A 20,787-nucleotide genomic window follows, 5' to 3' on the forward strand; every position below is an offset into this window, starting at 1 on the left:
GTGAAATTAATGTCCATTATTTGGGCGCAGTGGCGGTAGGCTTTGAGCCGAACACCTCGACCATGGGACCGCACGGTGAACGACAAACGTCGGGTGATTTATACGCACGGATATCACGAGTCGGTGCTGCGCAGTCACCGGCGACGCACTGCGGAAAACTCCGCCGGCTACCTGCTGCCCTACTTGGTGCCGGGGTTGTCGGTGCTCGACGTCGGTTGCGGCCCCGGGACGATCACCGTCGACCTCGCCGCTCGGGTCGTGCCGGGATCCGTGACCGGCGTCGAGCCAACCGATGACGCCTTAAGCCTGGCCCGCGCCGAGGCCCAGCTGCACCGCCTGTCAAACATTTCGTTCACCACTTCCGACGTGCATAAGCTCGACTTCCCTGACGACGCGTTCGATGTCGTCCACGCACACCAGGTGCTGCAGCACGTCGCCGATCCGGTACGGGCACTACAGGAGATGAGGCGGGTGTGTACACCAGGCGGCATCGTCGCAGCTCGCGATGCCGACTATTCGGGGTTCATCTGGTTCCCGAAGCTTCCGGCGCTGGACCGGTGGTTGGACCTTTATGAACGGGCGGCTCGAGCCAACGGCGGCGAACCGGATGCCGGCCGGCGGCTGCTGTCCTGGGCCCGTGCGGCAGGATTCGACGACGTCACGCCGACGGCCAGTGTCTGGTGTTTCGCGACGGCCTCGGCCCGCGAATGGTGGGGCCTAGTGTGGGCCGACCGGATTCTGCAATCCGATCTGGCTCACCAGCTGGTGGATTCGGGTCTGGCCACTGCCGCGCAACTCGAGGAGATCTCCACGGCGTGGCGAGAGTGGGCCGCGGCCCCGGACGGTTGGCTGGCGATACCCCACGGTGAAATCCTTTGCCGGGCATAAACTCAGGCACACGCGCGAGGCTCGCGCGGTTGGTTGCCGACGACGGGCAGGACGTGGCCCGGCGAGATCAAATATCGTGCAGCCGAAGGAATTCACGCATCACCCGGTCGAATCGCGCCGGCTCTTCGATGAACGGCATGTGGGAACTGGACTCGAAGAATTCCAATCGCGAGCCCGCAATCCGGCCCTGCATTTCTCGCATGTGCTCAGGCGAACATTCGTCGAAACGGCCCACCACCAGCAAGGTCGGCACCGCGATGTCGGCCAACCGGTCGACGACGTCCCAGTCTCGAACATTCCCAACGATGCGAAAGTCGCTGGGCCCAAACATCGTCTCGAAGATCTCGGTTCCCATGTTGGCGAATGCTTCCGTGAGTTCCCGGGGCCAGGGGCGGGTGCGGCACAGATAAGTCTCGTTCCAGGTTCTGATCGCGGCCTGGTATTCGGCGGAATGGGTGGTGCCGGCCGCCTCGTGACGGTCAATTGCCGAGCGAGTTGCCACGTCCAAGCACGACTTCAAGCTGACCAGACTGGCCGAAAATTCGGGTATCGAAGCCGTGCTGTTCGCGATGGTCAGACTGACGGCGTCAGGCGCCTTGTCGAGCACGTACTGCTGTGCCAGCATCCCACCCCACGAATGGCTGAAGATGTGAAAGCGGGTAAGGGCAAGGGCTTCCGCCACGGTTGCCATCTCGGCCACTGAGCGGTTCATCGTCCAAAGGTCTACGTCTGACGGACATGCGGAATTTCCGCAACCGAGCTGGTCCCAGAAGATGACCTCCCGCTCATCAGACAACCGTCGCAGTGGGGCCAAGTAGTTGTGCGGCAAGCCCGGCCCACCGTGCACTACAAGCAGCGGACGACCAGGACCGCCACCAATCCGCTGGAACCAGACGCGTCCACCCGGGACCGCGATTGTCCCCTCCACTTGACCTCCGATTTCGGTTGACCAACAGACGCAGAATCGCACATTCGCCCCTTCGGGGGAGTGCGAGTTTGCGTCGCCTCGCCGGGCATGTCGGTCAGCGATGGCGCGGTCGAGACCAGACGGCCCGAGGCGGTTTGGGTGGATCGACAGTATCGGTCGCGCAGTTGCCGGCGGACTCGGCTTCTGCTGGCCGGCCGGTCGGGTGTGCCCGTGCATACCGCTCTCGGCTTCACCGTGGCTGTGGCCGTGTGCACACCGGGTGAGACGCCCGGTTCGTGGTTGCGGCCAGCATCGTGCACCACAGCGCTGCGCCGGCCAACCGCGGTCGCTACCACGGAATCTGGTCGATGACCCCTGCAGTTGCTTCGGTGGTTGTGCCAATCATGGCTTCCTACGGCCCGATTCATGGTGGTCATCTCTTGGCCGCGGTGGTCGTGGGGTCGGCCGGTGCCGCGCTGTGCCTGCCGTTGGCGCGGGCCCTGCGCCGACCGACCCCCGTGCAATGACGACGGATTGACGGTGCGGAGCCCGGGGATGTGCTGAGGGCACCAATGTGGTGAAAGTTGCACGCAAGCAGCACAATCGGAGCCCAGAATGGGCACTGGGCGCAGAACCCGAGCCGCAGAAGTAATGTGCTGGAGGGGTTACTGCAGCAACCACACCCCCGGGTGTCCTCCGATCGGGGGAAGGGGCTTTCGTCATCGTTTCAGGCCGATCGGAGGACGCCGGCACAGGTCAACGATCCTAACTTGAGTTAGTGACCACTGCGGCGGCCATCGCCCGCGAGGACCGGTTGCGTTACGCCGGTCCGGAGCGCTGCTCGGGGGACGGACAAGTTCGAGCGGCCGGGGATCGCTATTCGACGGTGATCTGGCTGCTGGGCGGCAACTTGCTGGTGCGCTCGGCCGGATTCGGCTATCCGTTCCTGGCCTACCACGTGGCTGGACGAGGACATGGTGCGGGAGCGGTCGGCGCGGTCGTGGCGGCCTACGGCCTGGGTTGGGCGGTGGGGCAGCTGCTGTGTGGGTGGTTGGTGGACCGTGTCGGGGCGCGGGCGACGCTGGTATCCACCATGCTGGTGGCCGCCGCCGTGCTGGTGCTGATGGCCGGGCTACACACCGTGCCGGGATTGCTGGTTGGGGCCATGATCGCCGGCCTGGTTTGCGATGCCCCGCGTCCGGTGTTGGGTGCGGTGATCGCGGAGTTGGTTGCCGACCCACAGCGGCGGGCACAACTCGACGGCTGGCGATACGGTTGGGTGCTCAATATCGGTGCTGCGATCACCGGCGGGGTCGGCGGTGTGGTTGCGGGCTGGTTGGACACCCCGGTGTTGTACTGGATCAATGGCATCGGGTGTGCGATCTTCGCGGGGTTGGCAGGCCGCTGTATACCTGCCGATGTGTGCCGTAGGACCGAGTCCGGCCTTCGAGCTTGCACCGCCATGTCGAAAGTTGGCTATCGGCAGGCACTCTCGGACAAGCGCCTGGTCCTGTTGGCCGTCTCGGGTCTGGCAACGCTCACGACGCTGATGGGTTTCTTCGCGGCGGTACCGATGCTGATGAGCGCGAGTGGACTGGGTGTCGGGGCGTACGGCTGGGTGCAGTTGATCAACGCCCTAGCGGTTGTCGCGGTGACCCCGCTGTTGACGCCGTGGCTGAGCAAGCAGCTCGCACTTGGTCCACGGCCAGACATTCTGGCCGGCGCGGGAGTGTGGGTGACTCTTTGTATGGCGGCTGCCGGGCTCGCCCGCACCACGGTCGGTTTCAGTGTGGCCGCGGCTGCCTGCTCGCCGGGCGAGATTGCCTGGTTCGTGGTTGCCGCCGGCATCGTGCACCGCATCGCCCCTCCCGCGCACGGTGGGCGCTACCACGGGATCTGGTCGATGGCCGTCGCGGCGTCGTCGGTGGCCGCGCCTATCCTGGCTGCTTTCAACCTGGCTAATGGTGGGCGCCTAGTGCTGGCGGCCACCACGGTGACGGTTGGTTTCTTCGGGGCCGCTTTGTGCTTGCCGCTGGCTCGTGTTCTGGCAGCTGCCAGTTGCGGTCCGTTGAGCAGCAAGGAGCCGTCGCGTGACTCGTACCAGTGAAGGGTTGGCTGCGTTCGTGGTCGATCAGCTGGAGGAGCTGTATCGCCGGATGTGGGTGTTGCGACTGCTCGATATGGCGTTGGAGCAGTTGCGCATCGAAGGCCTGATCAACGGGCCGCTGCAGGGTGGCTTCGGCCAGGAAGCAGTAAGTGTCGGTGCCGCGGCGGCGCTGGGCGAAGGCGATGTCATCATCACCACCCATCGTCGGCATGCCCAACACGTTGGTACTGACGCTCCGCTGGGCCCGGTGATCGCCGACATGCTGGGTGCGACCGCAGGCGATTTAGAAGGCGCTGACGAGGATGCGCACCTTGCCGATCCTCGGGCCGGGCTACCGGCTGCAATACGCGTGGTCAAGCAATCGCCGCTGTTGGCTATCGGACACGCCTACGCCCTGTGGCTGCGCGACACCGGACGGGTCACACTCTGCGTGACCCAAGACTGTGATGTTGATGCCGATGCCTTCAACGAGGCCGCGGACCTAGCGGCCGTGTGGCAACTTCCGGTGGTGATTCTCGTCGAAAACATTCGTGGTGCCCTAAGTGTGCACCTGGACAGGTACACGCACGAGCCTCGGGTTTATCGCCGGGCTGTGGCCTACGGAATGCCGGGGGTATCGGTGGACGGCAACGACGTCGAAGCGGTCCGTGACTGTGTGGCCAACGCGGTGGTTCGGGCTCGCGCTGGTGGCGGCCCCACGCTGGTCCAAGCCATCACCTACCGCACCACCGATTTCTCTGGATCTGACCGCGGCGGCTATCGCGACCTGGCCGGATCCGAGCAGTTTCTGGATCCGCTGATCTTCGCGAGAAGGCGGCTGATTGCTGCTGGCACGACCCGCGGTCGGCTCGACGAGCAGGAGCGGGCGGCATGCCAACAGGTGGCCGATGCCGTGGCGTTCGCCAAGGCCAGGGCGTGGCCCAACGGCGGTGGGCCAATCAGCCGACCAACATCCGGCTGGCACCAACAACCAAAGACCCGGTTCTGAGGCCTAGATGTACGTTGGCCGCGGACAACGCGGTCGGTACATGCCGTCGCGCCGCGGCCCCAGCTAGTCGAGCAGCCTCTGCCGCATCGCCTCGGCGACCGCGGCAGCTCGGTCGCTGACGCCGAGCTTCTCGTACAACCGTTGCACGTGGGTCTTTACCGTCGACGGCGCCACATATAGCTCGGCTGCGATCGCGGGGATGCTTTGACCGCACGCAATGCGATTGAGCACCTCGCGTTCGCGCGCGCTGAGCACCGGGGCCACGGGTGCCGCGCGCTGGCGAATCTCCCCGGCGAGGCCCCCGACCAGCGAGGGCGCCACCACGTCGCGGCCCTTCGCGCAATCGAGCACCGCCTTGACGATCTCGGTGCGAGTCGAATCCTTGAGCAGGAATCCGGCGGCGCCCTGTTGGAGTGCCTGGTAGACGATCGCCGGCTCGTCGTGCGCGGAAATAAGCAGCACCCGGGTTGGCAACTCGTAGCTGCGCACCGCCGCCGCAACCTGCGCGCCGTCCATGCCGGGCATGCGGTAGTCCAGCAATGCGACGTCGGGCAAATGGGCCTTAATCAACTCCAGGGCCGCGGCGCCGTCGTCGGCCTCGCCGACCACGTTCACCGAGCCACTCAACGAAAGCGCTCGCACAACGCCCTCGCGAAATAACGGGTGGTCGTCGCCGACCACCACGCGCACTTTCTCCGGCTGCGGATTGCTCATGGCGCGCCGACCATGGCGATGAGTTTAGCTGCTCGTCGGCAACCAGCCGCTGGCAGTCACTGGACATTGATTTGCACTCCGACGTGCCCAGCTACGGCAACCTCGGACGTTTGGGCGGTCGCCATGAGTACGGTGTCCTAGTGGCAATGACCAGCTCGGCGGAACTGGACCGGGTTCGTTGGGCGCACCAGTTGCGCTCCTACCGAATTGCTTCGGTATTGCGGATCGGTGTCGTGGGGCTCATGGTCGCCGCGATGGTCGTTGGAACCAGCCGGTCCGAATGGCCACAGCAAATCGTGTTGATCGGCGTCTACGCGGTCGCTGCATTGTGGGCTCTGCTGTTAGCGTATTCGGCGTCCCGGCGATTCTTCGCTTTGCGACGCTTTCGCAGTATGGGCCGGTTGGAGCCATTTGCTTTCACCGCCGTCGACGTTTTGATATTGACGGGCTTTCAGCTGCTGTCCACCGACGGGATCTATCCGCTGCTGATCATGATCCTGCTGCCGGTCCTGGTGGGCCTTGACGTGTCGACGCGACGGGCGGCGGTGGTGCTGGCCTGTACGCTAGTCGGATTCGCAGTCGCGGTGCTGGGAGACCCCGTGATGCTGCGCGCGATTGGATGGCCCGAGACAATATTTCGGTTCGCGCTCTATGCGTTCCTGTGCGCCACGGCCTTGATGGTGGTTCGCATCGAGGAGCGGCATACCCGTTCGGTTGCCGGCCTGAGTGCGTTGCGGGAGGAACTGCTTGCCCAGACGATGACGGCCTCGGAGGTGCTGCAGCGGCGGATTGCGGAAGCCATTCACGATGGACCGCTGCAAGACGTGCTGGCCGCGCGTCAGGAGCTCATCGAGTTGGATGCCGTAACCCCCGGTGACGAGCGCGTCGGACGCGCGTTGGCCGGACTGCAGAGCGCGTCGGAGCGGCTGCGGCAGGCCACCTTCGAGCTGCATCCGGCAGTGCTTGAGCAAGTTGGGTTGGGGCCGGCGGTAAAACAGTTGGCGGCCTCTACCGCTCAGCGTTCGGGTATCAAGATCTCCACCGATATTGATTACCCAATACGCAGTGGGATCGACCCCATCGTTTTCGGTGTGGTTCGCGAACTGCTGTCCAACGTCGTGCGGCATTCCGGAGCTACCACCGCCTCGGTCAGGCTCGGAATCACCGACGAAAAATGCGTTTTGGATGTGGCCGACGATGGCGTGGGGGTCACCGGTGACACTATGGCGCGCCGCCTGGGTGAGGGACACATCGGTCTGGCTTCGCATCGGGCTCGGGTGGATGCCGCCGGCGGAGTTTTGGTTTTCCTGGCCACCCCCAGGGGGACCCATGTCTGCGTGGAACTACCACTGAAACGGTGAATGGCCGTTGTTGCCGGTCAACCGATGTGCCGGTGGCAGCGACGTGACCCCCGCGCAGGTCGAAAGCCTTGCTGGATCGATGGTTCCGCCGGTGCCCACAATGGGCCCGGCCGGTCACGCCGGCCAGTCCGCAACCGGCTGTCCAGGGCCATCTCACGGGCAACGTCCTGAGAGGCGCTGGCAGCGGCCCGGTTCAGCCCACAAGCCGCCTGTCACAGAATGTAGTCCAGGCGGGTCGCCATTCCGGCGACCTGGTGATAGTTGTTGTGGCAGTGCATCACCCACACGCCAGGATTGTCGGCGACCAGGACGGCGCGCATCTTCTGCTTGGGCAGCACTATCACGGTGTCCTTGCGGGCGCCGGGGCTGCCGTCGGCCTTGATCATCTGAAAGGTATGGCCGTGTAGGTGGATTGGGTGATACATCATGGTGGTGTTATCGAACGTCAGGGTTGGCCGTTGGCCTAGCCGCACGTGCAGTGGATTGGTCGTGCTGTAGGGTTCCCCGTTGATTGTCCAGTCGTACTTGGCCATGGTGCCGCCCAAGGTGACCGGGAGGTCGTGGGTGGGTTCGGGCCGGCCCAGGTTGGCAGTCGTTGCGGCGGTGAACATTTCCACGGTACCCACTCGCCAGTTCAGTTCATCCGGCCGAAACTGCGGGTCGGGTGGGCTGCCGGCGCCGGTAGACAGCAGCGCACGCGCCAGCGCGTTCTTGCCTTCCGCGAGTGCGACCAGGGGAAAGACGCCGCCAGCGGCGGTCACCATGACGTCGTAGCGTTCGGCCATGCCGATCAGCAGAGCGTCGACTTCGGTGGGAATCACTGGGTAACCGTCGGTGTGGGTGACCGTCATCGAATGCCCGGCCAGCGCGATGCGGAACGCGGTGTCGGCGGCGCTGTTGATGATGCGGATCCGGATTCGCTGGCCAGGCTTGGCCTTAAAAGACGTGGCCGCCACGGGGATTCGCCCGTTGATCAGATAGTACGGGTAGGCGATGTCCCCTCCGTCGCCGCCGAGCAGGTTGCTGTCAACGCCTTCGCCTTCGGGCATACCTGTTGTGTTTTGCATGGTGGGTTTGTTCGGGTCGGTCAGCTCGCCGTAGAGCTGTTGCGGGGACTTCCCGATGCCGTCCGTCCAATCGTCGAGGATGATGATCCATTCGGCGTCGTAGTGGCCTGGCTCAGTCGGATCGTCGACGACGACAGGCAGATATAGGCCGTGGTCGCCTTGAAGACCGACGTGCGGATGGGCCCAGTAGGTGCCCGGATCCGGCACGGAGAACCGGTACGTAAAGTCACCGCCGGGGCCGATGTTCGCAGTCGCGGGCTCGGTGCCATCCATATCGTTGCGCAGCGCGATGCCGTGCCAATGCACCGACGTCGGATCACCCAGACGGTTGGTCACCGAGACGACAATCTCATCCCCGACGGTGGCCCGGATCAGTGGTCCGGGGATGGTGTTGCCGTAGGTCAGCGTGCTGACGATCGGCCCGCCCAGGTCGATCCTCGCCGGCTGGGGGGTCAGCGTGGCGGTAACCGTTCGCCCACTGTGCGGCCGGGCCGCCTCGGCCGCGTCGATTGCAGCGGTCATCCCGGCGGCGCCGGATGCCGTGGGCTTCGAGGCGCAAGCGGCTAGCGCAAAGCCGCTGGCGATGCCGGCGCCGAGGAAGCCGCGCCGGCTGAACCGCCTCTTGTCGAAGGCGTTACCGCTCGTGGCCAGCTCGGGCATCGATCGCTCCTCGTCTGGATTTGGTCTCGCTCTTCGTACCCTGCCCAGACATCGGGCAGTACGCAACGGTTGATGATCACCACGCCATCATCCGCCCTTACACTATACCCCTATAGGGTATATAGTGGGCCACGTGGAAAGCGGGCACGTGGTGTGGATGCGATCGGCGATTGTCGCGGTCGCGCTGGGGGTGACGGTAGCCGCCGTCGCCGCTGCATGCTGGCTCCCCCAGCTCCACCGTCATGTGGCTCACCCAAACCACCCGTTGACGACGTCCGTAGGTAGCGAATTCGTCATCAACACCGACCACGGGCACCTGGTGGACAACTCGATGCCACCGTGCCCGGAACGGCTCGCGACGGCGGTGCTGCCGCGCTCCGCCACTCCGGTGTTACTACCAGACGTCGTGGCGGCTGCGCCCGGCATGACAGCCGCGCTTACCGACCCCGTCGCGCCGGCCGCGCGCGGTCCGCCGGCGGCGCAGGGATCCGTTCGCACCGGTCAAGACCTGTTGACCCGGTTCTGCCTGGCTCGTCGCTGAGGGGTCAGCGCCAGGCGGTGGTGGCCATTCGCCATCGCCGGTGACCGCTGACCCCCATCCAGTGCCGCGTGTGACTTCCGGCCCCGATGCAGAAGCGACGATCACTATGAACAACAACCTGCCGCTGGCAAATCCGGTAAACCCAACAAGCATCACCTCCAACCCGCAGATACTCCTGGCCAACCGGGCGCACCGCACCTTGGTGAGGTCGCGGCAGACCCGCGACCGGTACCGCCTCCTCCCGGAGGGATATCAAGTCACTCCTGGCCGGAATCGCCACCCGGGCACCATGGTTGGCAATACCCCGGTGCTTTGGATACCTGAGCTGTCGGGGACCTCAGACCCTGACCGTGGATTTTGGGCCAAGCTAGAAGGATTCAATCCCGGGGGTATGAAAGACCGCCCCGCGCTGTACATGGTCGAATGCGCGCGCGCCCGGGGCGATATCGCGCCCGGTGCCGCGATAGTCGAATCAACCAGTGGCACTCTGGGATTGGGCCTAGCCCTCGCTGGTAAGGTGTACCGGCACCCGGTCACCCTGGTCACCGACCCGGGGCTGGAACCCATCATCGCGCGCATGCTGACCGCCTACGGCGCCGGCGTCGATATGGTGACGCAGCCGCACCCGGTCGGCGGATGGCAACAGGCGCGCAAGGACCGGGTTGCGCAGCTGATGGCCGAATACCCCGGCGCGTGGAATCCGAACCAGTACGGCAACCCCGACAACGTCGGCGCCTACCGGTCGTTGGCGCTGGAGCTGGTCGCTCAGCTTGGCCGGATCGATGTCCTGGTGTGCTCGGTGGGGACGGGTGGACATTCAGCAGGTGTCGCCCGAGTGCTACGGGAGTTCAACCCGGACATGCAGTTGATCGGCGTGGACACCATCGGGTCCACGATCTTTGGGCAGCCCGCGTCGAACAGGCTGATGCGCGGGCTGGGCTCGAGTATTTATCCGCGCAATGTCGATTACCGTGCATTCGACGAAGTGCACTGGGTTGCTCCCCCCGAAGCCGTCTGGGCGTGCCGCTCCCTGGCCGCAACCCACTACGCCAGCGGCGGCTGGAGCGTCGGGGCGGTCGCCCTGGTAGCCGGCTGGGCAGCACGCAAGTTGCCGGCGGACACCACGATTGCCGCGGTCTTTCCCGACGGCCCACAACGCTACTTCGACACCATCTACAACGACGCGTACTGCAACGAACACGAACTGCTAGGCGGACAACCTCCCACCGAGCCCGACGAGATTGCCTCGCCGCTAGACGCCGTCGTCACCCGATGGACACGCAGCACCACGGTGATCGATCCAACCCAGGTGGTGTCGTAATGGGAGCGCGCGCTATATTCCGCGGGTTCAACCGCCCGAGCCGGGTGTTGATGATCAACCAGTTCGGCATCAACATCGGCTTCTACATGCTGATGCCGTACCTGGCCGACTACCTAGCCGGGCCACTGGGGCTAGCCGCGTGGGCGGTGGGTCTGGTGATGGGCGTGCGCAATTTCTCCCAGCAGGGCATGTTCTTCGTGGGTGGCACGCTGGCCGATCGGTTCGGCTACAAGCCACTGATCATCGCCGGATGTCTGATCCGCACCGGCGGGTTTGCCTTGCTGGTGGTCGCCCAGTCGCTGCCCAGTGTGCTGATCGCCGCGGCTGCCACGGGCTTTGCCGGCGCGCTGTTCAATCCCGCGGTGCGCGGCTATCTCGCGGCCGAAGCCGGGGAACGCAAGATCGAAGCGTTCGCGATGTTCAATGTCTTCTACCAGTCGGGGATCCTGCTCGGCCCGCTGGTTGGATTAGTATTGCTGGCGCTGGATTTCCGGATCACGGTGCTGGCCGCCGCCGGTGTGTTCGGCGTACTCACCGTCGCGCAGCTGGTCGCACTGCCCCAACACCGGGCCGACTCGGAGCGCGAAAAAACATCGATCCTGCAGGATTGGCGGGTCGTCGTTCGCAACCGTCCGTTTCTGACGTTAGCCGCCGCCATGACCGGATGCTATGCGCTGTCGTTCCAGATCTATCTGGCTCTGCCCATGCAGGCGTCGATCCTCATGCCACGCAACCAATATCTCTTGATTGCGGCGATGTTCGCGGTATCGGGTCTGGTCGCCGTCGGCGGGCAGCTGCGCATCACCCGCTGGTTCGCCGTCAGATGGGGGGCCGAGCGCAGCCTGGTAGTCGGCGCGACGATTTTGGCGGCCTCGTTCATCCCGGTTGCAGTCATCCCAAACGGCCAGCGGTTCGGCGTCGCCGTTGCGGTCATGGCATTGGTGCTGTCGGCGAGTCTGCTGGCGGTTGCCTCGGCAGCGTTGTTTCCTTTCGAAATGCGTGCCGTGGTCGCACTGTCGGGCGACCGGCTGGTGGCGACCCACTACGGGTTCTACAGCACCATCGTGGGCGTCGGAGTCCTCGTCGGAAATCTGGCGATCGGATCGCTCATGAGCGCCGCGCGCCGCTTAAATACCGATGAAATTGTTTGGGGCGGATTGATTCTGGTGGGCATCGTTGCGGTGGCCGGGCTCCGTCGGTTGGACACATTCACCTCGGGTTCCCAGAACATGACCGGTCGGTGGGCTGCACCCCGGTGACCCGCGATCCACACAGCCCGGACTGCGGGCGCGAGGGCAGCTACCGCGACACCATCACCCGCCCGTTGACCGACCTACCGGTGGCCGGCTATCCGTTGGTGCCGCGGGTCGCGTCGCCCCGCTACCGGTGCACAACGCCGCAGTGCGGGCGTGCGGTATTCAATCAGGATCTCGCTAACGTCGACCAGTACCTCGTTGTCAATCAACTGGCGCACCAACTCATCGACGGTTCTTCCCTCATACCCGATGCTGACAAGAGATGGGATGCGCGACGACATGCCGACATGACGCACCATCTGACATCGAGCCTTAAGGAAAATCAAAGCTAATGCCGCCACCCCTCGGCGGCCTGTTCGTCGAAGGTGCGGTCAATGCGCTCGAACCTGCGGCGGATCGAAGCGCGCGAGGCCGCATGCGGAAGGACGTAGAGGCGGTTGGCCAGAATCGCATCGGCTGTTAGCTGGGCGATATCGTCGACGCCCAGGTTGTCGTCCTGCAGGGGGAGTGGACCGGGCGATCCCGTCGTTGAGGACTGCGCGCAAGCCGCGCCTCGGATTCGTTCAGAGTTGGCAACCAGATTGGTTCCGACGACCATCGGGCAGAGCACCGACACCCCAATGCCGTCGGCGGTGACCTCGCGGGCCAGCGTCTCCGCCAGACCGACAACCCCGTACTTGGCAACGCCGTATGCGCCGAGTCCGGCATTGGGCACCAGCCCGGCAAAGGACGCGGTGAACACCACATGCCCGCCCGTGCCCTGCTCAAGCAACCTCGGCAGGAACGCTTCGACCGTATGGATCGAGCCCCACAGGTCGACGTCGATCACCCAACGCCAGTCGTCGTGCGTCATCTCCACGATCGGACCGCCGACAACGATGCCGGCGTTGCTGAATACGACATCGACGTGGCCGAGCAGGCGGAAAGCCTCGTCCGCGAGGTGAGTGACCTCTTCTCGATGCCGGACGTCGCACATCACGCCGTGCACATCGAACCCCTCGGCACGCAGGTGGTTCACCGCCTGCCGAAGTCCCGGCTTGTCAACGTCCCCTAGCACGACTCTGGCTCCGCGGCGGGCGAACTCGGTGCCGGTAGCCAACCCGATGCCACTGGCACCGCCAGTGATGACCGCACCGCGCCCGGGAAACCCGTCCACAGCACGCAACCCTATTTCAGGCAGTCACCCGCGTCGACTGCGCCGGGCGAGCGTGATTCTGGCGACGCCACAGCGGCATGTTGCGTCGCGGTGTTCACAATCGGTTACAGCTGCGCTAGTCGCGGCGCAGATTCATGGTTGATCCGCAGGTGCAGTGTCGTGCAAGGTTGTCTCGACGATCCAGGTGCCACTGTGGAGGCAATCGATGACGACGGATGGCCGCACACCGGCGATCCTTGCAGCCCGAATTCGGCAGCCTCCGGCAAATATGGTGAAAGACCAGCTTCGGTGAGTACCGGCGACATTCATTCGTTGGTGATCGCTTCGGACTATCGGGTCCCTGATCCCGGTAGAGTGTGGCCGCTGCTGCAGCGCAACAAATCGGCTCTGGCCGACATCGGCGCACACCACGTTCTGATCTACGCGTCAACGCACGACTCTGGCCGTGTGCTGGTAATGATCGGAGTACGCAGTCGTGAGCCGATCGTGGAATTGCTCCGCTCACGGGTCTTCTTCGACTGGTTCGACGCCATGGGCGTCGACGATATCCCGGCGGTCTTCGCCGGCGAGATCGTCGACCGATTTGTCGCGGCGCCTACTACGACTCAGTCCACTCCACGGGTTCCTGGCGTTGTGGTGGCCGCGTTCGCGTCGGTGAACAACGTGTCCAACCTGACCGCCGAGGTCCGTTCTGCGATAGCCAGGTTTACCGCCGCGGGGATTCGAAAGACCTGGGTTTTCCAGGCTTTCGACGATGCGCACGAGGTTTTGATCCTGCAGGAGTTTGCCGATGAGGCGGGCGCGCGGTGCTGGATCGAGCATCCCGACGCCGCCGCCGAATGGATGAGCGGGGCGGGAGTGGGAGCCTACCCACCGCTGTTCGTCGGCCGGTTCTTCGACATGATGCGGATCGAGGCGCTGCAGTGAGCGCATCGCTGGGCACTCGGCCCGGCCCGGGTCAGCGACCTCACTGCGGCGCCATGGATCCCACGAGTTGGCCAAGCAGGCGGGGGATCTCGAGCCGCGGCAACACCACCTCGACGAGCACCATCCGGTCCCGCCGTGCCGCGGCGACGGTGAGGGCGTCGTCGAGTTGGCCATAGGTTTGGGCACGGAACGCGAGGTGATTGGTCACACCCAGCGCGCTGGGAAGCTCGGTCCAATTCCAGCTCACGATGTCGTTGTACGGGGCCATCTCGCCGTGGATGGCCCGTTCGACCGTGTAACCATCGTTGTTGACCACCACGATGACCGGGGACAGCCCTTCGCGGGAGAACGTGCCGAGTTCCTGCACGGTCAATTGTGCGGCCCCGTCGCCGATCAACAGCACCGTACGGCGGTCCGGATGCGCCACCGCGGCCCCGACTGCCGCGGGCAGCGTGTAACCGATTGAGCCCCACAAGGGTTGGCCGATAAAGGTCACTCCTTGCGGCAACCGGTGGTCCGCCATGCCGTAGAACGACGTCCCCTGGTCGGCGAGCACCACGTTTCCGGGTGTGAGCGCTGAGCAAACCCGGTCCCACACCATCTGCTGGGTGAGCGGCTCATCGCGCGCCGGCATCGCCGGCGGCGGTTCGGCGGGCGGCGGTACCACCGGCGGCGAACTGATTCCGCGCCCGGTCAGGATGGTGGCCAGCGCCTGCAGCGCGGCACTCATTTCCAGTGGTGCGAACACCTGGTCGGCCACGCTGCTCTGGTATTGCCCGATGTCGATGGTCCGGGCCGGGTCGATCCGCTGGCTGAAGAAGCCGCTGACCATGTCGGTGAACACCACTCCGGCGGTCACCAGCACCGGCGCCCCTTCGATCGCGGCGCGCACCCGTTCGGCGCTGGCCGCGCCGGCGTAGATTCCCAGGAAGTTCGGCGAGCTCTCGTCGAGCAGGCTCTTCCCCCACATCAACGTGGCGTGCGGCACCACGTCGGCGGCCAACAGCGCCTCGAGTTCTTTGACGGCATGCAGGCGATGAACCAACAGATCGGCGAGCACCGTCAACTGGTGGTCGGCAATGAGTTCGGTGGCGGCCTTGGTGAACAGCGACAGCGCGCGCGGGCTGGTGCCGCCGGGGTAGCGGGGCAACGGCGCAGCGGGCGGTTCAGTGGGGAAGCGTGCTACGTCGCTGGACAGCAATATATATCCTGGACGCTTCTGCTCCCGTACCTCGGACAGCACCCGATCTATTTCTCTACCGGCCGTTGCCGGCATGAGATTGGCTTGGGCACAGGTGATTTCACGGCTGATCCGGAGAAAGTGCTCGAAGTCGCCGTCGCCGAGGGAATGATGCAATGCCCGGCGAGTGCCCTGGGCGTCTTTGGTCGGGCCGCCAACAATGTGCACCACTGGCACATGCTCGGCGTAACTGCCCGCGATCGCATTGGTCACCGAGAGCTCGCCGACCCCGAATGTCGTTACCACCGCTGACATCCCACGCAGCCGCCCGTACCCGTCGGCGGCATACCCGGCATTCAGTTCGTTGGCGCTGCCCACCCACCGGATGGTCGGGTGGGCCACGATGTGGTCGAGGAATTGCAGGTTGTAGTCGCCGGGAACGCCGAAGATCTCAGAGACGCCGAGTTCGGCGAGCCGGTCGAGTAGGTAGTCGCCGACGGTGTAGACGGGATCGCTGCAGGCATCGCTCTTCTGGGGTGTCACGAAGACGACCGTACGCCGGAGCGAGGCTATTCCCGACTGGACGCCGATTCGCTATCGTGCGGCCATGGCCATCAAGGAGTCGCGCGACATAGTTATCGAAGCAAGTCCCGAGGAGATCCTGGATGTCATTGCCGACTTCGAAGCGATGACCGAATGGTCGCCAGCCCATCAGAGCGTCGAAATACTCGAGACCGGAGACGACGGGCGGCCCAGCAAGGTGAAGATGAAAGTCAAGACCGCCGGCATCACCGACGAGCAGGTGGTGGCCTATAGCTGGACCGACAGATCAGTGCGGTGGACGCTGGTCAGCTCCACCCAGCAGCGCTCGCAGGATGGAAAGTACGAGTTGACACCCAAGGGCGACAACACCCTGGTCCAGTTTGAGATCACCGTCGACCCGCAGGTGCCACTGCCCGGCTTCGTGCTGAAACGTGCGATCAAAGGGACGATCGACACGGCCACCGAGGCGTTGCGCAGCCAGGTGTTGAAAGTGAAGAAGGGTCAATAGTCGCGGTGACGACCGGGGGGCCCCTGGCCGGGGTGAAGGTCATCGAACTCGGTGGTATCGGACCGGGGCCGCACGCCGGGATGGTGCTCGCCGACCTGGGTGCTGACGTGGTGCGGGTGCGCCGCCCGGGTGGCCTGACGATGCCGTCCGAAGACCGCGACCTGCTGCACCGTGGGAAGCGGATCGTCGACCTGGACGTCAAAACGCAACCGCAGGCGATGCTGGAGCTGGCCGCCAAGGCCGATGTGCTGCTGGACTGTTTCCGGCCCGGCACTTGCGAGCGCCTCGGCATCGGACCCGACGACTGTGCGTCGGTCAATCCGCGACTGATCTTCGCCCGCATTACCGGTTGGGGACAGGATGGCCCGTTGGCCTCGACGGCGGGTCACGACATCAACTACCTGTCGCAGACCGGTGCGCTGGCGGCGTTTGGCTACGCCGACCGGCCTCCGATGCCGCCGCTAAACCTGGTTGCCGACTTCGGCGGCGGCTCGATGCTGGTGCTGCTGGGCATTGTGGTGGCCCTCTACGAACGGGAACGTTCGGGTGTGGGTCAGGTCGTCGATGCCGCGATGGTCGACGGGGTTAGCGTGTTGGCGCAGATGATGTGGACCATGAAGGGGATTGGCAGCCTGCGCGACCAGCGCGAATCTTTCCTGCTCGACGGCGGCGCCCCGTTCTACCGCTGCTACGAAACGTCCGACGGCAAGTACATGGCCGTTGGGGCAATCGAGCCGCAGTTCTTCGCGGCGTTGCTGAGCGGGCTCGGCTTGTCGGCCGCTGACGTGCCGACTCAGCTCGATGTGGCCGGCTACCCGCAGATGTATGACATCTTCGCCGAGCGATTTGCCAGCCGAACCCGCGACGAGTGGACGCGGGTTTTCGCCGGCACTGACGCATGTGTGACGCCGGTGCTGGCGTGGAGCGAAGCCGCCAACAACGATCATTTGAAGGCACGATCGACGGTGATCACCGCCCATGGTGTCCAGCAGGCCGCGCCCGCTCCCCGATTTTCCCGGACACCGGCCGGGCCGGTCAGGCCGCCGCCGGCCGCAACCACGCCGATCGACGAAATCAACTGGTAACCACGGTGGCTGCCGAACACCGCCCACCAACGGCGCGGCGTTGCTAGCGTGAACGTCAGTGGCCGTAAAAGCATCGCGGGAATTTGTCATCGACGCGCCTCCGGAAGTGGTGATGGAGGCGCTGGCAGATGTCGGCGTCCTGGCTTCGTGGTCACCGCTGCACAAGCAGGTGGAAGTGATCGACTACTACCCGGATGGCCGGCCGCACCATGTGAGGGCAACCGTCAAGATTCTGGGGCTCGTCGACAAAGAGGTCCTCGAATATCACTGGGGCCCGGACTGGGTGTGCTGGGATGCCGATCAGACCTTCCAGCAACATGGACAGCACATCGAGTACACCGTGAAACCTGAGGGTGTCGATAGGGCCCGGGTGCGCTTCGACATCACCGTCGAGCCAGCGGGACCGATCCCCGGCTTCATCGTCAAGCGGGCAAGTGAGCATGTGTTGGATGCCGCGGCGAAAGGGCTGCAGAAGTTGATCGCGGGTGCCGGCGATCAAGGAAACGCGAAATCGTGACGATGTGACGGGTCCGCGTAGCGGATCGTGATTGCTAATTTGGTAGCAGTGGCTATCCGAGCATCGCGCGAAGTCGTCATCGAAGCGCCTCCGGAAGTGATCGTGGAGGCGCTCGCCGACATGGACGCTGTGCCGTCTTGGTCTTCAGTGCACAAACGGGTCGAAGTCGTCGACACTTACTCCGACGGTCGACCACATCACGTGAAGGTCACCATCAAGGTGGCGGGCATCGTCGACACGGAGTTACTGGAGTATCACTGGGGACCCGACTGGGTGGTGTGGGATGCCGCCAAGACCGCGCAGCAACACGGCCAGCACGGCGAGTACAACCTGCGCCGTGAGGATAACGACAAGACCCGAGTGCAATTCACCCTCACGGTCGAACCCTCGGCGCCCCTGCCGGCGTTTTGGGTCAACATTGCCCGCAAGAAGATCCTCCATGCGGCGACGGAAGGACTGCGAAAGCAGGTGGTGGGGCGCCGACGGTTCACGTCGGGCTAGGTAGCGGGTCGCTCGGCGAGCACGCTCAGTCGCCTGATTGCCTCGTCGAGGGTGTCGTCTCGTTTGCAGAAGGTGAAGCGCACCAGGTGGTTCCACACATCGGCTTGTTGTGAGGCCTGTCCTGCGGCGGGGTCGCAGAACGCCGACATCGGGATGGCGGCCACCCCGACTTTCTCCGGTAGCGCCGCACAGAATTCGGTGCTGTCGTCATAACCCAACGGGCGCGGGTCGGCGCATAGGAAGTACGTGCCGTAGCTGTCGTGCACTGCGAAGCCGATCTCCGTCAGGCCCGCTGCCAGCCGGTCGCGCCGGGCCCGCAACGAGTTCCGAAGGGCCGCCACCCAGGCGTCCTCGGTGTCTAGCGCGAGGGCGACCGCAGGCTGAAACGGTGCGCCGCCCACATAGCTCAGGTACTGTTTTGCGGCGCGCACCCCGGCGATGAGTTCGGCTGGGCCGCAAGCCCATCCGATTTTCCAGCCGGTGCAGTTGAACATCTTGGCCGCACTGGAAATGGTGATCGTGCGCTCGGCCATGCCGTCGAAACCCGCCAGCGGCAGGTGTCTGGCGTGGTCAAACACTAGGTGCTCGTACACCTCGTCGGTGATCACCACAAGGTTCGCCGCCACCGCGATCTCGGCGATGGCCGCGAGTTCCGTCGCGCTCAGCACCGCACCGGTCGGATTGTGCGGCGAGTTAATGATCAGCGCCCGAGTTCGCGGGGTCACCGCGCGTCGCAGCGCGTCGGCGTCTAGGGCGAAGCCGCGGCCATCGGGCACCAGCGGTACGGTCACGCGGTGGGCGCCGGCCATCGCCACCACCGGCGAGTAGGAGTCGTAGAACGGCTCGATCAGCAACACCTCCGAGCCCGGTTCGACCAGTCCGAGCACCGCTGCGGCGATGGCCTCGGTGGCTCCGACCGTGACCAGCACCTCGGTCTCGGGGTCGTAGTCGACGCCGAAATGGCGCCGCCGCTGGGCGGCGATGGCCCGCCGTAGCGGAGCGCTTCCAGGGCCGGGCGGGTACTGGTTGACGCCGCCGGCGATGGCGTCTTGGGCGGCCTGCAGCATCTTCGGCGGGCCGTCCTCGTCGGGAAAGCCCTGTCCCAGGTTGACCGCGCCGATACGGGTGGCCAGCGCGGACATTTCGGCGAACACCGTGGTCGCATACGGCCGCAGCCGCGACACCGTCATGGCGGTCGAGCCTATCCGGGCGACGATGCGCGCCGCAGCGATACCTTGCCCAACCAACAGGTTGGCCGGGGGCCCTGTTAGGGTGCCGGTACGGGACCTAGTCTTGAAGAAGGATCCAAACCCCCTTTTGTGGAATTTGTGGAACAGGAAATCGACATGTCCGAAGAAGCCTTCATCTACGAGGCCATCCGCACCCCGCGCGGCAAACAAAAGAACGGATCGTTGCACGAAGTCAAGCCATTGAGCCTGGTCGTCGGCCTGATCGACGAGCTGCGCAAGCGCCATCCCGACCTCGACGAGAACCTGATCAGCGACGTCATCTTGGGCTGCGTCTCACCGGTGGGCGACCAGGGCGGCGACATCGCCCGCGCCGCGGTGCTGGCATCGGGCATGCCGGTCACCTCCGGCGGTGTGCAGCTCAACCGGTTCTGCGCGTCCGGCCTGGAGGCCGTCAACACCGCCGCGCAGAAGGTGCGTTCGGGCTGGGATGACCTGGTGCTGGCCGGCGGCGTGGAGTCGATGAGCCGGGTGCCGATGGGCTCCGACGGCGGCGCTATGGGCCTGGACCCGGCGACCAATTACGACGTCATGTTCGTCCCGCAGGGCATCGGCGCCGACCTGATCGCCACCATCGAGGGCTTCTCCCGCGAAGACGTCGACGCCTACGCGCTACGCAGCCAGCAAAAGGCCGCCGAGGCGTGGTCGGGCGGCTACTTCGCCAAGTCGGTGGTGCCGGTGCGCGACCAGAACGGCCTGCTGATCCTCGATCATGACGAACACATGCGGCCGGACACCACCAAGGAGGGTCTGGCCAAGCTGAAGCCGGCCTTCGAAGGCCTGGCCGCGCTGGGCGGTTTCGACGACGTGGCGCTGCAGAAGTACCACTGGGTGGAAAAGATCAACCACGTACACACCGGCGGCAACAGCTCGGGGATCGTCGACGGTGCCGCGCTGGTGATGATCGGTTCCGAGGCCGCCGGCAAGTTGCAGGGCCTGACTCCGCGGGCGCGCATCGTCGCCACCGCCACCAGCGGCGCCGACCCGGTGATCATGCTCACCGGCCCCACCCCGGCCACCCGCAAGGTGCTCGACCGCGCCGGGCTGACCGTCGACGACATCGACCTGTTCGAGCTCAACGAGGCGTTCGCGTCGGTGGTGCTGAAGTTCCAGAAGGACCTCAACATTCCCGACGAGAAGCTCAACGTCAACGGTGGCGCCATCGCGATGGGCCACCCGCTGGGTGCCACCGGCGCGATGATCCTGGGCACTATGGTCGACGAACTGGAGCGCCGCAACGCCCGACGTGCACTCATCACGCTGTGCATCGGGGGCGGCATGGGTGTCGCGACGATCATCGAGAGGGTTTAACA

General features: G+C 65.0%; 20 protein-coding genes and 1 pseudogene. 15 read left to right on the top strand and 6 right to left on the bottom strand.

Annotated features, from left to right (window positions below; translation table 11 throughout):
- Positions 1–75: 75 nt before the first annotated feature.
- Positions 76–888 carry a class I SAM-dependent methyltransferase gene (locus MCAN_RS04395; RefSeq protein WP_014000455.1) on the top strand — a complete coding sequence of 271 codons (813 nt, stop codon included), beginning with the start codon at positions 76–78 and terminating at the stop codon, positions 886–888.
- Between the two features lie 67 nt (positions 889–955).
- Here MCAN_RS04395 and MCAN_RS04400 read toward each other — a convergent pair whose 3' ends face one another.
- Positions 956–1,816 (bottom strand): proline-specific peptidase family protein, encoded by an 861-nt coding sequence (locus MCAN_RS04400; protein ID WP_003404376.1) that lies wholly within the window; start codon positions 1,814–1,816, stop codon positions 956–958.
- Between the two features lie 216 nt (positions 1,817–2,032).
- Between MCAN_RS04400 and MCAN_RS23375 the strand changes: the two are divergent.
- The 3 genes and pseudogenes from MCAN_RS23375 to MCAN_RS04415 form a co-directional block, all read left to right on the top strand.
- A pseudogene (locus tag MCAN_RS23375) lies at positions 2,033–2,322 on the top strand (MFS transporter); the annotation flags it as partial.
- Positions 2,323–2,609: 287 nt separating this feature from the next.
- Entirely contained in the window at positions 2,610–3,902 is a 1,293-nt protein-coding gene (locus tag MCAN_RS04410) for an MFS transporter (protein WP_014000457.1), read from the top strand.
- On the top strand, positions 3,886–4,890 hold the full coding sequence (locus tag MCAN_RS04415; protein ID WP_014000458.1) for a thiamine pyrophosphate-dependent dehydrogenase E1 component subunit alpha: 1,005 nt from the start codon (positions 3,886–3,888) through the stop codon (positions 4,888–4,890). The genes MCAN_RS04410 and MCAN_RS04415 overlap by 17 nt, the downstream gene beginning before the upstream one ends.
- Positions 4,891–4,953: 63 nt before the next feature.
- Here the strand turns inward: MCAN_RS04415 and narL are convergent, their stop codons facing one another.
- Positions 4,954–5,604, bottom strand: a complete 651-nt coding sequence (narL, locus tag MCAN_RS04420; protein WP_003404388.1) for a two-component system response regulator NarL — start codon at positions 5,602–5,604, stop codon at positions 4,954–4,956.
- A 140-nt stretch (positions 5,605–5,744) separates the two neighbouring features.
- Here narL and MCAN_RS04425 point away from each other — a divergent pair, with 140 nt between their 5' ends.
- Positions 5,745–6,965, top strand: a complete 1,221-nt coding sequence (locus tag MCAN_RS04425) for a sensor histidine kinase (RefSeq protein WP_015287938.1) — start codon at positions 5,745–5,747, stop codon at positions 6,963–6,965.
- Between the two features lie 212 nt (positions 6,966–7,177).
- Here the strand turns inward: MCAN_RS04425 and mmcO are convergent, their stop codons facing one another.
- Positions 7,178–8,692 (bottom strand): multicopper oxidase MmcO, encoded by a 1,515-nt coding sequence (gene mmcO / locus MCAN_RS04430; protein WP_014000459.1) that lies wholly within the window; start codon positions 8,690–8,692, stop codon positions 7,178–7,180.
- Between the two features lie 148 nt (positions 8,693–8,840).
- Here mmcO and lpqS point away from each other — a divergent pair, with 148 nt between their 5' ends.
- The 4 genes from lpqS (at position 8,841) to MCAN_RS04450 (ending at position 12,142) form a co-directional block, all read left to right on the top strand.
- The gene (gene lpqS, locus MCAN_RS04435; RefSeq protein WP_003901025.1) at positions 8,841–9,233 is read left to right on the top strand and encodes a putative copper homeostasis (lipo)protein LpqS; all 393 of its coding nucleotides are present in this window, start codon (positions 8,841–8,843) and stop codon (positions 9,231–9,233) included.
- A gap of 202 nt (positions 9,234–9,435) precedes the next feature.
- A complete protein-coding gene (cysK2, locus tag MCAN_RS04440) occupies positions 9,436–10,554 on the top strand; it encodes an S-sulfocysteine synthase CysK2 (RefSeq protein WP_014000460.1) in 1,119 nt (372 codons plus the stop codon).
- Complete coding sequence (locus tag MCAN_RS04445; RefSeq protein WP_014000461.1) at positions 10,554–11,813, top strand: MDR family MFS transporter; 1,260 nt, start codon at positions 10,554–10,556, stop codon at positions 11,811–11,813. Before cysK2 ends, MCAN_RS04445 begins: the two co-directional genes overlap by 1 nt.
- Positions 11,810–12,142 (top strand): transposase, encoded by a 333-nt coding sequence (locus MCAN_RS04450; protein ID WP_003404404.1) that lies wholly within the window; start codon positions 11,810–11,812, stop codon positions 12,140–12,142. The genes MCAN_RS04445 and MCAN_RS04450 overlap by 4 nt, the downstream gene beginning before the upstream one ends.
- Here the strand turns inward: MCAN_RS04450 and MCAN_RS04455 are convergent.
- Positions 12,139–12,966: an SDR family NAD(P)-dependent oxidoreductase gene (locus MCAN_RS04455; RefSeq protein ID WP_014000462.1), complete on the bottom strand. Its 828-nt coding sequence runs from the start codon at positions 12,964–12,966 to the stop codon at positions 12,139–12,141. The genes MCAN_RS04450 and MCAN_RS04455 overlap by 4 nt on opposite strands.
- Positions 12,967–13,254: 288 nt before the next feature.
- Between MCAN_RS04455 and MCAN_RS04460 the strand changes: the two genes are divergently transcribed.
- Positions 13,255–13,893: a hypothetical protein gene (locus tag MCAN_RS04460; RefSeq protein ID WP_041179841.1), complete on the top strand. Its 639-nt coding sequence runs from the start codon at positions 13,255–13,257 to the stop codon at positions 13,891–13,893.
- Between the two features lie 40 nt (positions 13,894–13,933).
- On the opposite strand, the gene pdc is transcribed toward MCAN_RS04460, so the two are convergent.
- Positions 13,934–15,616, bottom strand: a complete 1,683-nt coding sequence (pdc, locus tag MCAN_RS04465) for an alpha-keto-acid decarboxylase (RefSeq protein WP_014000464.1) — start codon at positions 15,614–15,616, stop codon at positions 13,934–13,936.
- Positions 15,617–15,680: 64 nt separating this feature from the next.
- Between pdc and MCAN_RS04470 the strand changes: the two genes are divergently transcribed.
- Genes MCAN_RS04470 through MCAN_RS04485 form a run of 4 tightly spaced genes read left to right on the top strand, consistent with a single transcriptional unit; the run spans position 15,681 to position 18,227 of the window.
- Positions 15,681–16,124 carry an SRPBCC family protein gene (locus MCAN_RS04470; protein ID WP_003404412.1) on the top strand — a complete coding sequence of 148 codons (444 nt, stop codon included), beginning with the start codon at positions 15,681–15,683 and terminating at the stop codon, positions 16,122–16,124.
- A gap of 5 nt (positions 16,125–16,129) precedes the next feature.
- A complete protein-coding gene (gene far, locus MCAN_RS04475) occupies positions 16,130–17,209 on the top strand; it encodes a fatty-acid-CoA racemase (protein WP_014000465.1) in 1,080 nt (359 codons plus the stop codon).
- 58 nt (positions 17,210–17,267) lie between these two features.
- A complete protein-coding gene (locus MCAN_RS04480) occupies positions 17,268–17,726 on the top strand; it encodes an SRPBCC family protein (protein WP_017351365.1) in 459 nt (152 codons plus the stop codon).
- A gap of 48 nt (positions 17,727–17,774) precedes the next feature.
- Entirely contained in the window at positions 17,775–18,227 is a 453-nt protein-coding gene (locus tag MCAN_RS04485; RefSeq protein ID WP_015287941.1) for an SRPBCC family protein, read from the top strand.
- Here the strand turns inward: MCAN_RS04485 and MCAN_RS04490 are convergent.
- Complete coding sequence (locus tag MCAN_RS04490) at positions 18,224–19,417, bottom strand: pyridoxal phosphate-dependent aminotransferase (protein ID WP_003404420.1); 1,194 nt, start codon at positions 19,415–19,417, stop codon at positions 18,224–18,226. The two genes, MCAN_RS04485 and MCAN_RS04490, sit on opposite strands and share 4 nt — an antisense overlap.
- Positions 19,418–19,573: 156 nt before the next feature.
- Between MCAN_RS04490 and MCAN_RS04495 the strand changes: the two genes are divergently transcribed.
- A complete protein-coding gene (locus MCAN_RS04495; RefSeq protein ID WP_014000467.1) occupies positions 19,574–20,785 on the top strand; it encodes an acetyl-CoA C-acetyltransferase in 1,212 nt (403 codons plus the stop codon).
- The last annotated feature ends 2 nt before the right edge of the window (positions 20,786–20,787 follow it).

Source organism: Mycobacterium canetti CIPT 140010059, assembly GCF_000253375.1.
GTDB classification, from domain to species: Bacteria; Actinomycetota; Actinomycetes; order Mycobacteriales; family Mycobacteriaceae; genus Mycobacterium; species Mycobacterium tuberculosis.